Consider the following 15719-nt stretch of genomic DNA (forward strand, 5'->3'; position numbering starts at 1 on the left):
CGCGGCTCGTACTGGACGTACTTGCGCGGTCCGACAACGCGGCGAGGTGCCGTGCCGGGCGTCGCGACCCGGTGAACCTTGCCGGTCACAGCACTAGCGGAGGCGGGTGACGCGGGCACCGAAGGAGGGTTCGGCCAGGTCGGTTCCGACCGCCACCGGGACGCTCTTCGCGCCCTCCCCGTCGCCGGCCGTGAGGACGCCGACCTCGGTTCCCGCCTTCGCGGCGTGCGGGGTCCCGGAGGCCCCCGGCCGCAGGGTGAGCTTCAGCTGCTGGCCCGGTACGCCGATCACGTTCAGGTCCTTCGTGGCCACCAGCGGGGTACGGCCGCCGAGGCCGTCGTCCACGTGGCCGACGGTCTGGCCCTTGCGGATCACCGGAGCCGAGGCGAGCGCCTGCCGCACCGCCTCGATGATCTTCTTGCTGTTGGTCTTCACGAGCTTCAGGCTGTTCTCCCCGTTGTGGTCCGGCCCGTCCACGTGCTGGTCCATGAGCGTGCCGAGGATCAGCGGGGTCTCGTCCCCGACCGACTTGTACGCCGCCCACATCAGGGTGCCGCCCGCGGGCGTGCTGGAGCCGGTCTTGATGCCGCGGATGCTCAGGCCGTTGACGGTGAGCAGGTCGTTGTTGTTGATGAGCGTCGTGGACAGTCCCTTGATCTCGGCGCTCGGCAGCGCGACCACCGCACGGAACGCCTCCTCCTTCATCACGGCGTCGGCCAGCTTCAGCTGGTCGGCGGCCGTGCTGACCGTTCCGGCGTCCAGACCGCTGGGATCCGTGTACGTCGTGCCATGCATGCCGAGTTCCCTGGCCGCGGCGTTCATCTTCTCGACGAAGGCAGCCTCGGAGTCGGTACCGGTGTCCCAGCGCGCCAGCAGCCGGGCCACGTTGTTGGCCGACGGGATCATGAGCATCTTCAGCATGTCCTGCTGGCTGAACTTCGTACCTGCGACGAGGCCCTCGATGCGGGACTCGTCATCGGAGGTGCCGTCCGCCACGGCCTTCGCGTCGATCTCGATCTGGGGGCCGGCCTCTCCCTTGCGGAGCGGGTGGCCCTTGAGGACCACATAGGCCGTCATCACCTTGGCGACACTCGCGGTGGGCACGGGCTTCTGCTCGCCGAAGGTGCCGATGTCGCCGGAGCCGGGGACGCGTACGGCGCCCTGGCCCTTGGCGGGCCACGGTACGGAGAACTGCCCGTCGAGGGTGTGCGCCTGCTCGGCCGCGACGATCTGCGGGGCGGGCAGCGGGCGCAGCAGCTGCGCGCCGGTGACCGCGCCGGCCAGGAGCAGCAGGATCGGGGTCCAGATCTTCACGCGCCGGACGGCGGTGCGGCGCGGGGTCTCCGGCGGGGGAGCGGTGTTGGTGAGCTCGGCCAGCAGGTCCAGCGGGGGCTGCGGGGGGAGCGGGACCTTGCGGGTGGGCTCGACGACCTCCGCTGGAGCCGCGGCCGTGGCCGGAGCGGGGGCCGCGGCCGGAGCCGAGGCCGCGGCCGCGGCCGGAGCCGGGCGCCGGTTCTGCGGTACGGCTGCCGGCCAAGGGGCCTTCTCCGCCGGGGCGTCCAGCTCCTTCAGGGCCACGAACTGGCTGGTCCGCTCCGGGTCGGCCTCGGCCGCGTCGCCCCGAGCCCAGGACGGCGTCTGCCGGGGCTTCCGGCCCGCGTCGTCCGCCGGACCGTCCTCTGCGGGCTCTTCGGCCTCGACCGCCTCGGCCGCCTCGGGCTCTTCGGCTTCCTCGGCCGCCTCGTCAGGCGCGTCCTCGTCCTGGGCCGCACCGCCGCCGCCATCACCCTCGTCGGTGGCCTCGGTCTCGGGCTCGGGTACCTCTCGGCCGTCGGCCTCCGCCTCGGGCGCGGGCCCGCCGGTGGCCTTCGCGTCGGGCTCCCCCTCCGTGTCGGGCTGTGCTTCGGCCTCGGGCGCGGTCTCGCCGGCCTCTGGCCCTGCCTCGGAGCTGCCTTCGGCCTCCGCCTCGGATGCCTGCCCGGCCTCGGCTTCCGGCTCGGGCTCCGCGTCAGCCTCCGGCTGGGGCTCCGGCTGGGGCTCCGCGTAAGCCTCCGGCTCAGCTGCCGCCTCGGGCTCCGCGTCCGGCTCCGCCTCCGGCTCGACGTCAGCCTCCGGCTCCGGCTCGACGTCAGCCTCCGGCTCGGGCTCCGCGTCAGCCTCGGGCTCAGCTGCCGCCTCGGGCTCCGCGTCCGGCCCCGGCCCGGGGTCGGCGTCAGCCTCCGGCTCCGGCTCCGGCTCGGGCTCGGGCTCGGGCTCCGCGTCAGCCTCCGGCTCGGCTTCTGCGTTCGCCTCGGGTTCGGCCGGGGCGTCCGTGGCGGACCCGGTCTCCGCGGCGCTGTCGGCCTCGGCAGGGGTTTCGGCCTCTGCGCGCTCCGGGGTCTCCGAGCCGCCGGTGCCGGGGGACGTGTCCTGCGTACCGGGATCCGTTACCGGGACCTCGGTCCCTTCCGTCGCCGGAGTCTCCGGGGTGTCCGGGGAACCGCCCGTCACCGCTACCGCCTTCATTCCTGCCCCGCCTTGCCACTCACCACCGGTCGGCCACCGCCCGGTTCTTGCCGATTCTGTCGGGCGAGGCCCCCGCAGGAGCCTCGCCGACCGGCTAGATGTACGCCGCACCCCGTCCGTTCCCGGAACCGGATCCTGTGACCGTCCGGTCATACTCAGGCCCGCGTCGTCAAGGCAGGTCGGAGACGCTGGTGCCCGGGGGAAGCCGGAGACCAGGAGGCAGCGCCTGCAGGCCGAACCGGGGAGGGTGGGTGAAGTCGGCTGCTTGCGAGAAGTCGACGGTGGCCCCACCGAAGCGGGCTGGCGGCACCGTGACGTACACGGAAGGAAGATGGTGCTCACGGAAATTCACCGTGCTGCCGGTGAACGTGGCGCCTTCGAAGTCGACGCACCCTTCGGAGAACTCGGTGTCCTCGAAGAGGACCTCGCCCGCCGTGAAGGCAGCGTCCCGAAAGCTGACCTGTGCACCTGTGAAGCGGGCACTGTCGAAGGTGACCCAGCCGCCGCTGAAGGTGGCCCGGTTGAAGCGGACGGATCCGCTGCGGAATTCGGCCAGCCGGAAGTAGACGCAGCTGCCTTCGGCGAAGTCGACCTCGTCGAAGATGACCTGGTCTCGGCCGTGAGCCACGAAGAGCGTCTCCACGAAGACGATGTCGCCGCCGGTGAAACGGGCACCACGGAGGTCCGCCACGTCGATGACGGCGCCGGCGAAGTTGAGGTCGTGGCCCTGCCAGGATTCAGGGGCCTCATCGCGCAAGTGGGCACCGATGAGTTGCAGGACGGTCTCACGAACCTTCCGTTCGCGTCGCCAGGCCGTGAGCACCTGGTCGTCCGTGGGTGGATCGGGTGCGTGTGGCATGCGCAGGTAGCCGCACAGCACGTCGATGCACATCTGCCGTTCCTGAGGCCATTCATCGGCGAGCCGTGCCATCGCGTAGGCGCCCGCCATGCGTACAGCCGGCTGGTCGGCTCCGAGTTGCCCGGCGGCGGCGCCGAACCGTTCGATCAGCGCCTTGTCGTATTCCCGGGCGTCGGTGGTCTCATTGAGATGCTGGCGTCGATAGGCGACTACGAGGGCCACTACGCCGCCGGCTCCGGCCACGACAGCCAGGGCGATCTTGATGGCGTCGTACGTGTCGCCGGGCTTGAGGGGTCCGGCCACCTGTACTCGAGGTGTTCCCAGCGTCAGCCACAGCAGCCCCAAGATCGTTATGGATGCAGCACCGGCCAGCAGCAGTGCCGTGACGACATGCAGAACCAGTGGCCAGCGCATGACACCGCGCGGAGTCAGAGCCCTCATCACGCCCTCCCCCCTTTCCCGCCCGCGGCCAGCGTGGCGTACCACCGGCACGCGCACCAGAGGGGACGCGGCACGCGTCTGCTCGTCGTGCTCTGGAACGAGGGGGAGAGCGGCGCCCTCAGCCGGTGTGGAGGATTCGGAAGCGGTCGGGTTCCGCCGGATCCCGGTCGGCGACTTGGACCGGCGTCCAAGTCCATTGCCAGACGCTGATGTCCGGTGTGCGGGAGAACCGGATCCGGCCGCGGGTGCCTTCTACTGCAACGCGCGGCCAGGATTCGGCGGTGCGCGCCCGGTCCGCGCCGCTGGAACGCAGCACGTCGGCGAGGACGGCGACCGTGTCGTAGCCCTCGAAGGCGACGAAGGAGGGCGCCTCGCCCAGCCGCTCGCGGAGGGCCGCCCCGACGCGTGCACCGAGGGGACTGAGCTGTTCGGGCAGGTAGCGCAGGAACGGGATCGCGGCGCCGTCGGCGCCCAGCAGCGCCGCCCATTCGGCGAACTCCGGCTGTCCGGCCGGGGCACCGATCAGGATCTCGGCGAGGCGCGGGTCCTGGCGGACGGACTTGACGATCGGTACGGCCGGCTCCGGGTGCCCTACCAGGAGGAGGAGCGCTGTCGCGCGGTGGTCGACGAGTTCCTCGCACAGCGCGGCGGGGGTGAGCGCGCTCATGTCGAGTTCGATGACGGTGCCGCCGCGTGGAGCGAGGTGGTCCCGCAGGATGCGGGTCCCGGATGCCCAGTAGACACTCGGCTGTGCTGCCACGGCGATGCGGCTGTGGCCCGCGCCGAGGAGGAAGTCTGCGTAGGTCCGCCAGCCGTGGGACTGCGCCGGGGCGAGGCGTGCGACCCATTGCGTCGGCTGTTCGGTGAGCTCGTCGAGCACGGCTGACGAGCAGAGGAACGGCAGGCCGAGGGCGTCGGCCCTGGCGGCAGCGGCGCGGGCGACGACGCTGTGGTACTCCCCCGCCAACGCGGCCACGCCCAGGCCGGCCAGTTCGTCCACGGCCGCCGCCGCCCTCTGTGGGTCGGCCGCGGTGTCCCGGACCACCAGCTCGAGCGGTCGCCCGAGGATCCCGCCGGCGTCGTTGACTTCGCGGACGGCCAGCTCGAGTCCGGCGAGCAGGTGCCGGCCTGCCTCGACCCAGCCGGGCCGGGTCAGCGGTACGAGAGCGCCGATCCGGACGGCTGATCCGTCCGCTGCTCGCTGCAGCGCATCAGGGGAGCCCAGCATGGCGTGCGGCAGATAGCCGGACCGGACGCCGAGCTCCCAGCCGTGCACCTGGACGGCGAGGGCGGCCAGGGCGAGAGCGCCGAGTGGCAGCAGAGTCCGGGGGGCGGGATCGGGGCCCACGCTCTCCCGGTGCTCGATGAGCCGGGTCGCGAGTGCCTGCTCGAAGGCGGGCTGGTCGTCGTCGAGGAGCACCCGAAGCAGACGCCGGTCCTGTGTCAGGGGGCCGGCTGCGTCGAGCCTTCGGGCGGCCCGGGAGCGCTCGTCGGCGTCCGGCTTGCACAGGGTCACGGCCGGCCAGTGGCGTGGCAGGTGCCCGTTTGCCCTGGCCAGGTAGCCGCAGAGTGCGTCCATCGCCGCGAGGTCGGCCGGGGCCGACGTCGAGTTCAGCTTCGAGTACGGCACCCCGTCGTGGATCGCGGGCGCATAGTCGTTGCGCAACAGCAGGCCGATCACCTTCTGCCGTTCCCACACCAGGCCGCTGACCATGCAGGTTTCGAACGTGTCGAGCCACGTCCTGGCGTTGGGGGCCTGCCCTTCAGGGTCGAGTTCGACGACGTCGCCGAACTCGATGTCCTCGCTGCTGAGCGTCTCGCCGATGAGCGGGAAGAGGATCTCCTGGTCGCCGTGGGGGGAGCAGCCGAGGCTCAGCACCCCCAGGGAGCACTCGGCAGCGGTCCGCAGTGCCGAGCGCGTCGGCTCGTCGAGCGCCGGGTCCGCCACGGTGCGGGCAGCGACGTGGTCGAGGAGTTCGTCGTGCATCTCCCGGAGCTTCGCCGGGGATGCGTGGTCGTAGCGCATGTCGTACCACCGCCGCCGGGTCCGCCGGCCGATGTCCTCGAGCGCGTGGGCCATGCGCTCGCTGCTGCACTCGTGGCGTGTTTCGTCCTGCACGGCTGGCGTCCTTACGTGATCTTCGGCCGGACGGGGGACGCTACCAGCAGGCGAGGGGCCCCCGGCAAGCTACGGCTTCCTGAACTCTTGGACTCCGTCCGGGACCACGTGCCGCCGTTCTGGGCGTCCACCGTCCAGGACCGGAAGCGCAGCTGGGGGTCGATTTTCCCAGGTCTGGCGCTTGTTGCCGGTGGTCTGGCGACGGACCAGGTCGTTGGCGAAGTACTCGATGCGGTGATGCCGGGCTTGACGGTGGTGTTCAGGGTGTAGCCGCCGGGCAGCCGCTCGCTGGTGATCAGAGGGGTCGGGCGGAAGATCCTGCGGGCGGGTGATCGCCGTTGTTATGCTCCGACACGATCGGAGGGGGACCGATCACTTGGAGTCAGGCCGACCGGCCCGCGCGAGCGGCTGCCCGGGGCCGGTTCCGTGGTGTCCCCTTCCTCCCGTGCTCGCTGAGAGGGTGGTTGTGGACCCGACCGTACGAAGATCATCGCGACTGCGCCGGGGACTGGGAGCCGCCACCCTGGCTCTGGTCACCGGCGCCGCCTTACTGGACGTGGCCCTGCCCGAGGCGGTCGCCGCCCCGGTCGCCGGAGGCGCACCTACCGCCGGGGAGCTGGTGCTGCCCGCCGCCCCGCGGGGCCTCCCGGCCAGGGACCAGCTCTACGTGGCCGGCGAATCCGGCCTGCTGCACGCCCGTGAGGGCAGCGACCGGTTGCTGTGGACCCGGTACGACACCGGCGCCAGCACCGACACCGGGCTGCGGCTGCCCGCCCCCGTCAGCGCGGACCTGGACCAGGGCAAGCCCTCGGGCGGCTACCGGGGGGCTCCCGACCACCGGTACGGAACGTCCTCCGACACCGTGGCGGTCCCCACGGACGCCAAGGTCGACCTGTACGACCTGGCCACCGGCCGGCCGGTCGCGCTGGGCACCGTCACGGTCCCGGCCGGGCAGACCTACTACGGGACGTACGGGCGCACCGTGGTGACCTTCGAGGGCAGCGACTCCGCCGTCACCGGCTGGTTCCTGAACAGGCTGGACGGCGGCTCGACGGTCCGTACCAGGGTGGCGCTGCCGGCCGAGGCGGCCCTCGAGGCCTCGGTACACGACGGCGACCAGACCTCGCTGATCCTGCGTCACCGCCTGGGCAACCTGAGCCACTCCGTCCTCGTGGACGTCGTGACGGGCCAGACCACCGCGCTGCCGGACGAGGGGGAGTTCGCGTTCTCGCACGGCTTCCGGCTGGCCAAGGGCAAGGTGCTGCGCACCGGCGACCGGAACATGGTGGACGTGCTCGACCGGGCGCAGCCGCAGACCGTGCTGAGTTCCACGTACTTCAACCCGGTGGCGGGCGAGCTGCGGCTGCTCGGTGACTGGCTGCTCAGCACCGAGTCCGGTGCGGGAACCTCCGGGGACAACCGGGGCCGTCCGCTGCGCTTCGCGGCCATCGGTTCGGCCTCCGGCATCGTCGAGAACCTGCTGGAGCTCGCCGACACCCAGCTGCTGCCCGCGCCGGACGGCTCGCTGGTTGCGGTCGGCAGCCCGAAGGCTCCCGCCTACGGAACCCAGCCGGAGGTCGCCGTCCAGCGGATCACCGCGGACGGCGCCGCCAAGCCGCTGGCCGCGCGGCTGGCCGACGTCCCTGCGGCGCCCGCCACCGTCTTCGGCCTGTCGATCGGCGGCGGCGTGCTCACCGCCGCCTCGGACACCGTCCACTTCCAGCCGGGCGACATCACCGGCGCGTTCCGCAGCTACCGGGTCTCGAACGACGCGACCCCGGTCAAGACCTTCGAGTACCTCGACGGCACGCACACTGTGAGCAACTGCTTCAGCCACAACGCCGGCTGCGTCGGGGTCCGGTCCACCGGGGACGGCCGCTATCTGGAGCACGAGCCGGTGAAATGGAAGGCGGCCGCCATCCGGCAGGCCGGCAACCGGGACTGGGCCGGCAGCATACCCACCGGCGACGTGGCCGGCCTGCAGACCGCGGACGCCTCGGGCCGGTACGCGGTGCTCGCGCAGACCGCGAACGGCAACTGGACGTCCGACCACCAGGTGATCGTGGGTGATCTCGACGCCCGTGCCCAGGTGTTGCGGACGCAGGCGACCGGCGTCGCCGTACAGGGCGACACGCTGTGGACCTCGCGGGAGAACAGCACCACCGTCTACGCCAGCGACATACGGGGCGAGATGGACCGCGGCACCTTCACCACGCCGTGCCCGGCCACCCTGCTGGAGGCCGTGGGAACCTTCGTCAGCTGGGGCTGCCAGGACAGCCAGGGCACCCTGCGCACCAGCGGGGTGTACGACACCGTGACCCGGCAGACCCTCTCGGTGCCGGTGCAGAGCGCCGGCGGGTCCAACGCGACCTGGGGCCGGGAGTCTCTGCTCGGCGACGGCTACCTGGTGCGCCAGGACCTGGCCACCGGCCGGCTGCTGCTGCTCGACTTCCACGACGGCATCAAGGCCTCCGGCGGCGAGAACACCGTGCAGATCCGTACGCTGGCCCAGGGCCAGGACTGGAAGTCCTTCCGCCAGCCCAACCGGTCCTGGGCCGTCGACCGGACCGGCGCGAACATCGTCTGGACCGACGCCGACGGGCAGCGCATCCACGTCGCCCACAACGGCATCCCGGTCCCCCAGGCCGGCGACCGCTTCACGACGCTCTCCCCGGCGCGGCTGCTGGACACCCGGGAGGCGCTCGGCCGTCCGGGGACCGACCCGGTGGCGGCCGGCGGCGAGGTGTCGTTGCAGATCGCGGGCCGGGCGGGGGTGCCGCAGTCCGGGGTGAAGGCGGTCGTGCTGAACGTGACGGTGACCGACCCGAAGTCCGACGGCCACCTCACCGCCTGGGCGTCGGGCACCACGCGGCCGGACTCGTCCAACCTCAACTGGACGGCCGGGCGGACCGTACCGAACCAGGTCGTGGTACCGGTGGGTGCGGACGGCAAGGTGAACCTGCGCAACGCGGGCTGGGGCACGGCGCACCTGATCGCCGACGTCTTCGGCTACTACTCCGCGGATGCCGGCGGCAGCACCTTCTCCTCGGCGGGCCCGGCGCGGCTGCTGGACTCGCGGGCGGCGGTGGGCCGTCCGGGCACGACGCCGGTGCCGGCGCGCAGCGAGGTGTCGCTGCAGGTCGCGGGGCGTGGGGGGGTCCCGCGAAGTGGCGTCCGGGCCGTCGTGCTGAACGTGACGGTGACGGACGCGAAGGACGCCGGGCACCTGACGGTGTGGCCGTCGGGCAGCGAGCGGCCGAACTCCTCCAGCCTCAACTGGACGGCGGGCCAGACCGTGCCCAACCACGTGGTGGTCCCGGTCGGCGCGGACGGGACGGTGAAGCTGTTCAACGCGAGCTGGGGCACCGCCCACCTGATCGCCGACGTGTTCGGCTACTACTCGGACGACCCGGCCGGTGCCACCTTCCACACCGCCGGTCCCCAGCGCATGCTCGACACCCGGACCACCGGCATGGTGTTCCCGGAGGGGAGCGCCGTGCTCGACCTCTCCGGCAGCCGTGAACTCGGCCGTGCCAAGGCGGTCGTGCTGAACGTGACGGTGACCGACCCGAAGTCCGACGGCCACCTCACCGCCTGGCCGTCGGGCACCGCCCGGCCGGACTCGTCCAACCTCAACTGGACGGCCGGCACGACCGTGGCCAACCTGGTGACGGTGCCGGTGGGCGCCGACGGCAAGGTGGAGCTCGCCAACCTCAGTTGGGGCAACACCCATGTGATCGTCGACGTCTTCGGCTACTTCGCCTGAGCAGCCTGCGGTACGGGGCGCCGCTTCCCCGCCGAGCACCGGCTCGGCGGGGAAGCGGATCGGCCGGGACCGCTCGCGGGAACTCGTCCGGCAGGCGTCAGGCTGCCGGGGTCCGCCAGACCGTCATGTCCGTCGACACGAACTTGGGCACGCCCTTCACGGGTACGGTCGACTTGATCTGGATCACGAGCAGCGCGATGTCCCCCGACGGGTTCCTGACGCAGATCTCGCTGCCGAGCGCCACCGCGGCCAGCGGGACTCTCCGGGAGCCGTTCGCCGTGAGCGCCCGGCACTCCTCGTAGGAGCCGCTCGGCTCTCCGAACAGCAGGGTCATCAGGCTCGAGTCGCTCTCCAGCGCGCATTCTCGCTCCGTGCACGTCAGGCGGATGTCGCCCGTGCGGTCCTCGTGCCGGACCGGCTCCTGAAGGCTGATGGAGTTCTTCTCCTCCAGCATCAGCATGGTGTGGGGAACGGGCTTCGGTGGCTGGGGCGTGCTTGCGCCTCCGGATCCGGAGGCGGCCCCGGACCCGGAAGAGGCCGGCTTCCCGTCGGCGGCCGCTGAGCCGGCCGTGCCTGACGGTGTTGTGTGGGCTGTCGCGGCCGAGGCTGCCGCGGCCGCGTCCCGGTCGCGCTGTCTGTCCGTCGCGTCCATGACCGTCCAGGCCAGCCCTGTCAGCACGAGCACTCCCGCTGTCACCGCCGCGGCCGCGATCAGCGCGGTACGCCGCCTGCGCGGGTTCCGTTCCTGCGGCTCGGCCGGCGCCGGCCGGCCGACCAGCGGCAGGGTGTGCACCGGGGTGGGATCCGGGGCAGGCCCCGGAATCATCACCTCCGGCCCCGTCACCTCCCGCCAGACGGCCGGGCCGCCGCCCCCGTCGGCGTCCTCGCCCAGCCGCTGCCGGCACCACGCGACGATCTCCGCCGGGGTGGCCCGCTCCTCCGGATCGGCGGCCAGACACCGGGCGATCAGCGGGCGCAGCGGCTCCGGCAGCCGGGAGAGATCGGGGTCGGAGTGCACGATCCGGAACAGCACGCTCACGGCGGGGCCGTCTCCGTACAGCGGCTCGCCCAGCGCGGCGAACGCCGCCGTCTGGCCCAGCGCGAAGACGTCGGTGGCTGTCGTGACCTCCCCCGCCGACGCCTGCTCGGGGGCCATGTACTGGGGCGTGCCGATGGCGGTGCCCGTGGCGGTGTGCGCGGTGGTGCCGGACGCCAGCGAAATGCCGAAGTCGATGACACGGGGCCCGTCGGCGGCCAGGAGTACGTTCGAAGGCTTCAGGTCCCGGTGCACGATGCCCGCACCGTGAATGGCCTGGAGGGCTTCGGCCACCCCCGCCACCAGCCACAGCACCGCGGGCACCGGCAGCGGTCCGCGCCGGGCGACGGCCTCCGTGAGCGAGGGCCCGGGCACGTACAGGGTGGCGAGCCAGGGCGGCACCCCGTCCGCCTCGGCATCGATCAACTCGGCTGTGTACGCCCCCCGGACGCGCCTGGCCGCTTCCACCTCGCGGCGGAACCGCCGCCGGAACGCCGGATCCTCGGCCAGCTCCGGCCGTACCACCTTGATCGCGACGGGGCGGCCGCCCCGGGTGTACGAGAGGTACACCCGGCCCATGCCACCCGCACCGAGCCGGGCCACGAGGCGGTAGCCGGCCACCGACTGCGGATCGTCCTCCTGCAGCGGCTGGAACACCTCGGTCGCACTGTTCATCGGTTCCCCCCGATCCCCTGACCAACCGATGAGTTGATCCACATCACCCTAAGCGCCGGGCGGGGACGGGAATTGCCGGGATTACCGGGGGCCTCCGCTGTCGGCTCCGCGGCCGCGTTCGTGGCGGGTCTGTGGTGTCTCCAAGTATCGCGTTCACACTCAATCCATTGCAACGATCAAGGGCTTCTTGTTGCGTTAGGTTCAGCAGCATTGCAACGATTTCTTGGCCTCCACCTGCAATGATTCAGATTTTACGCAACGAGCTTGTTGCCGAATCCATGAATGCAACGTAGCTTTTCCATCATCAGAAACAGCGGGCCGACGGAGCGCACGCTGCAGAAGAAGGAGAGCACCATGCAGAAGTTCGACACCCCCGCCGCCAGCTCCACCGTCGTCGACATCCCCGCAGGACGCGTCCGGTTCATCGCCGCCGACCGGGACAACACCACCGTCGAGATCCTGCCCGCCGACGCCTCCAAGAGCCGCGACGTGAAGGCCGCCGAGGAGACGACCGCGGCGCCGTCTCCTTCGAGGGCGCGCAGGCCACGGTCAAGATCGACGAAGCGGCGAGCGCCCGTATGGCCCTCATGTCGGGCGACGTCTCGGTCGGCCGCCTGGGCGGGGACGCGCAGATCAGCACCCAGAAGGGCGACCTCCACATCGCCGAGGCCGTCCGCGGCACGGTCACGCTGCGCACGGAACAGGGTGAGATCACGGTCGGTGCCGCCCGCGGCGTCTCCGCCTCCCTGGACGCCGGCACCACCTACGGCCGGATCCTCAACTCGCTCCAGAACAGCGAAGGCGTCGCCGGCCTGAACATCCACGCCAGCACCAACTACGGCGACATCACCGCCCGCAGCCTCTGACCCGCAGCAGACAAAAGGGAGAGTCCCTCATGGCAACGGCTGGCTCGCCCTCGGCTGGTCCATCGCCCTCATCGCACTCGGCTACCGCTGGCTGGTCCACCGCATCCTTCAACCACCGGCGCCGGCTGTACGGGTTCTCCAGCGGACTGCGAGCGGTCGTCGAGGACGGGGCGTGATGCTCGGGACATGAGCTCCGATACGGACGGGCGCGAGCCCTCCCGGGGCATCGAACCGCCCGCCGGCGCCCCATCCCCCGAGGGCACCGGCGGGCTTTCGCTCTGTCCGCCGCCGGTTCGGTCGGTGTGATCAGCGGGGGCCGTGTTGCCGGCACAGACGAAGGGACACACCGACCATGAACAACACGTGGTTCCGGCGCTTCACCACGACCACGACCGCGGGAAACGGGCCACGCCTCTTCTGCTTCCCGCACGCGGGAGGCTCCGCGACGGCGTACGTGCAGCTGGCGCGTACGCTGCCTGCGGACTTCGACGTGGTGTCCGTGCAGTACCCGGGCCGCCAGGACCGGTACCACGAGGAGCCGTTCACGGCCGTGGCCCCGCTCGTGGCGGCGGTGGCCGAGGAGCTGGCCCACGAGCTGGCCTCGGACCCCGGACGGCCGTACGCCCTGTTCGGCCACAGCATGGGCGCGCTCGTCGCGTTCGAGACGGCCCGGCTGCTCGTCGCCCGGGGCGATCTTCCCGGGCCCCAGCGGCTGTTCCTCTCCGGCCGGGGCGCGCCGCAGCCCGGCACCAGCTCCCAGTACGACTTCTACGAGGACGCCGACGTGCTGGCCGAGCTGCGCAGGCTGGGCGGCACCGATCAGTCGATGCTCGACAACCCCGAGGTCCTGGAGCTGGTGCTGCCGGCGCTGCGAGCCGACTACCGGGCCCTCGCCGCGTACGACTGGCGCGGGGGAGAGCCGCTCGCCGCTCCGATCACCACCCTCATCGGGGACAGCGACCCGATGGTGACGGTCCAGGAGGCCGGGACGTGGCGCGAGCAGACCACCGGTGAGTTCGATCTGAAGGTCTACCCCGGCGGCCACTTCTACCTCGTCGACCAGGTCGAGGAGGTCGCGGCGGCCGTCACCGAGGGACTGCTCGCCTCCACCGCCGCTGTCTGACCGCGCCTTCCCGGCCGGGAGTCGATCAGAAGGTGTTCAGCCGGAGCCAGAGCCAGCCCTCGGCGGGCTGCGTTCACTCCGGCTTCGAATCGGCTCCCGGCTTCGAGCCGTGTCATGAGATCGGTTCCCCACGGGTCCGCGGAGTTCCGGAGAACTCCCGACAGGTGCTCCACGCCAGCCGCAACGGACGTGCCCCTGCTGCCCGTCACGGTCGCAGCCAGCTCTGAGGCCGCCATCCGGCCCATCTCAAGGGCTTGCTGCTGCTCCAGCAGTTCTGCGCTGCGTTGCGCGATGAGGGTATCCAGCGCCACGCGCGGGCTCACGGGAACCTCGTCGTGGCCGGCGCACGTACTCATGTGCCCTCGATCCCTCCGACCGGCGCACCTATCCCCTGTTCGGGCACGGCGCGGGCTTCGTGCCCGAGCGGGTGATCGTCACCGGGGATGCTGGGCAACACCGCGGCCGCCTCGATCCCCGTCGGCCTCGACATGACGGTGACGGCGCCGGGCTGGTCGAGGCACTGGCCGAACACGGAGTGACGGCCCGGTGGGCGCCGTGGGCCACGCCCGAGGACGTCGACGGGTTCGTGGCCGCGATCGGTTCGGCGATGAAGCTCGTGTGAGGTCCGGCTTGATGTCGCTGGTTGACCTTGACCCTGGGTCAGGGTGGACGCTGATGGCATGACCCATTCCACTTCCTCGCCCTGGACCGGCATGGTCCCCGTCGACGACACGGCCCTGGCCGTCACCGATACCCGTGGCCCCGGCCGTCCCATCGTCTACCTGAACGGCTCCTATGCCGACTCCCGGCCCTGGCGGCCCGTGATCGCCGAACTCGACTCCGGCTGGCGGCACATCACGTACGACGAGCGGGCCCGCGGCCGGTCGAAGCGGTCGGCGGACTACTCCTTCGAGGCATGCGTCCGCGACCTCGATGCCGTCCTCGACGCGACCGGGGTGGAGCGGCCGCTGCTCGTCGGGTGGTCGTACGGTGCGGCGCTCGCGGCGCACTGGGCCGACCGGAATCCGGGCCGGGTCGTGGGGATCGTGCCGGTGGACGGCGGCATTCCGTACGGTCTGACCGGCGAGGAGGGCCGTGAGCGGATCCGGCGCCTGTTCCGCCGGATGCGGTGGCTGCTCCCGCTGGTGCGCCCGCTGGGCCTGGCCGCGCGGATGACCGCCGACCAGCATGCCGACATCAACATCGAGGCCAACGAGATCAACGCCGCCATCGAGCCGGTCCTCGACCGCCTGACCTGCCCGGTGCGGTACGTCCTCGCCACCGGGGCCAGCCTCGGCGGGGGCCAGGAGGAGATGGAGAAGATGCGGACCGCACTCGATCCCGTGCTCGCCCGGAACCCGAACGTCAAAGTGAGCGCGAAGGTCGCGAGCAACCACTCCAAGATCCTGGCCAAGGACTTCCGGGCGATCGCCGCGGCCGTCCGCGAGACCGCGGCAGCGCACGACCAGAGGGCCCGCTGAGCCGATGGTGTACGGACTCACGATCGGTCAGGCGGCCGCGTTCGCCGGCGTCACGGTGAAGACCGTGCGCCACTACCACCGGCTCGGCCTGGTCGACGAACCGGAACGCGACAGCTCCGGCTATCGCCGCTACGGGTCCTCCGACATGCTGCGGCTGGTCCAGGCCCGGACGCTCGCCGACGCGGGCGTGCCGCTGGCCGAGGTCGGGGATCTGCTCGACGCCGATCCCGAGCAGTTCGCCTCCGCCCTGGACGACGTCGAGCGGCGGCTCACGGATCGGATCGAGGAGCTGATCGCGCGGCGCGCGGTGCTGCACCGGCTCGCCGCCGGCGACCGGCTGCTGCTGCCCGAGCGCGCCTGCGCGGCCCTGGACCGGTTCGCGGAGCTCGGCTTCGGTGCCGAATACGTGGCCATCCAGCAGGAGGCCCTGATCCTGGCCCGTGCCCTGGTACCGGAGTTCTTCGACAGCTTCCTGACGCAGCTCGAGCGCCAGCTCGGCGACCCCCAGTACGTCGAGCTGATGAAGCTCTGCCAGGAGGCCGAGTCGTGGGATCCGGACGACGCACGGCTGGACGAGCTCGCGTCCGCCCTGGCCGCCAAGATGCTGGCCCACCGCGAACTGCTGTCGATGCCGGCCGAGTTCCAGGCCCGGCCCGACGCCGCCACCCGTTACGGGCTCATCAACCACCACCGGGAGGACCAGGCGCCGGCGGCCGCCCGGCTGACCGAGCTGCTGGAGGCGAACCTCCGTGCGGCGGGCGTCGACATCCCGCATCAGTGAGGGCCGCGGGCCGCGCGGAAGACGACGGCCGGCCCGGTGGCTGATGCCACCGGGCCGGCCATGTGTG

9 protein-coding genes and 2 pseudogenes are annotated in these 15719 nt (G+C 71.8%); 5 read left to right on the forward strand and 6 right to left on the reverse strand.

The window, feature by feature from the left end:
* Positions 1-93: 93 nt before the first annotated feature.
* The 4 genes and pseudogenes from IF09_RS47415 to IF09_RS46455 all read right to left on the reverse strand — a co-directional run.
* Positions 94-2505, reverse strand: coding sequence for a D-alanyl-D-alanine carboxypeptidase family protein (locus IF09_RS47415; protein ID WP_234321203.1), 2412 nt, complete (start codon positions 2503-2505; stop codon positions 94-96).
* 169 nt (positions 2506-2674) lie between these two features.
* Positions 2675-3856: a pentapeptide repeat-containing protein gene (locus IF09_RS40850; RefSeq protein WP_158710089.1), complete on the reverse strand. Its 1182-nt coding sequence runs from the start codon at positions 3854-3856 to the stop codon at positions 2675-2677.
* Between the two features lie 67 nt (positions 3857-3923).
* Positions 3924-4979 (reverse strand): ABC transporter substrate-binding protein, encoded by a 1056-nt coding sequence (locus IF09_RS45045; protein ID WP_234321210.1) that lies wholly within the window; start codon positions 4977-4979, stop codon positions 3924-3926.
* Positions 4974-5924: pseudogene (locus IF09_RS46455) on the reverse strand (immunity 49 family protein); the annotation flags it as partial. The gene IF09_RS45045 and the pseudogene IF09_RS46455, both read right to left, overlap by 6 nt.
* 445 nt (positions 5925-6369) lie before the next feature.
* On the opposite strand from IF09_RS46455, the gene IF09_RS47420 reads away from it, so the two are divergent.
* Positions 6370-9690, forward strand: a complete 3321-nt coding sequence (locus IF09_RS47420) for a hypothetical protein (RefSeq protein ID WP_158710090.1) — start codon at positions 6370-6372, stop codon at positions 9688-9690.
* A gap of 97 nt (positions 9691-9787) precedes the next feature.
* Here IF09_RS47420 and IF09_RS0130755 read toward each other — a convergent pair whose 3' ends face one another.
* Together IF09_RS0130755 and IF09_RS46465 are read right to left on the reverse strand one after the other, a co-directional pair.
* On the reverse strand, positions 9788-11401 hold the full coding sequence (locus IF09_RS0130755; protein WP_030301294.1) for a serine/threonine-protein kinase: 1614 nt from the start codon (positions 11399-11401) through the stop codon (positions 9788-9790).
* Between the two features lie 251 nt (positions 11402-11652).
* Positions 11653-11850: a hypothetical protein gene (locus tag IF09_RS46465; RefSeq protein WP_199920510.1), complete on the reverse strand. Its 198-nt coding sequence runs from the start codon at positions 11848-11850 to the stop codon at positions 11653-11655.
* On the opposite strand from IF09_RS46465, the pseudogene IF09_RS40855 reads away from it, so the two are divergent.
* The 4 genes and pseudogenes from IF09_RS40855 to IF09_RS0130790 all read left to right on the forward strand — a co-directional run bounded on the left by IF09_RS40855 (position 11756) and on the right by IF09_RS0130790 (position 15652).
* Positions 11756-12267, forward strand: a pseudogene (locus IF09_RS40855) (DUF4097 family beta strand repeat-containing protein). The gene IF09_RS46465 and the pseudogene IF09_RS40855 overlap by 95 nt on opposite strands.
* Before the next feature lie 352 nt (positions 12268-12619).
* Entirely contained in the window at positions 12620-13390 is a 771-nt protein-coding gene (locus IF09_RS0130770; RefSeq protein ID WP_030301295.1) for a thioesterase II family protein, read from the forward strand.
* Positions 13391-14070: 680 nt separating this feature from the next.
* Entirely contained in the window at positions 14071-14871 is an 801-nt protein-coding gene (locus IF09_RS0130785; RefSeq protein WP_030301296.1) for an alpha/beta fold hydrolase, read from the forward strand.
* Positions 14872-14875: 4 nt separating this feature from the next.
* Positions 14876-15652 (forward strand): MerR family transcriptional regulator, encoded by a 777-nt coding sequence (locus IF09_RS0130790; protein ID WP_030301297.1) that lies wholly within the window; start codon positions 14876-14878, stop codon positions 15650-15652.
* Positions 15653-15719 lie beyond the last annotated feature (67 nt).

Origin of the sequence: Streptomyces katrae (assembly GCF_000717655.1) — a bacterium.
In the GTDB taxonomy this organism is placed as follows: domain Bacteria; phylum Actinomycetota; class Actinomycetes; order Streptomycetales; family Streptomycetaceae; genus Streptomyces; species Streptomyces katrae_B.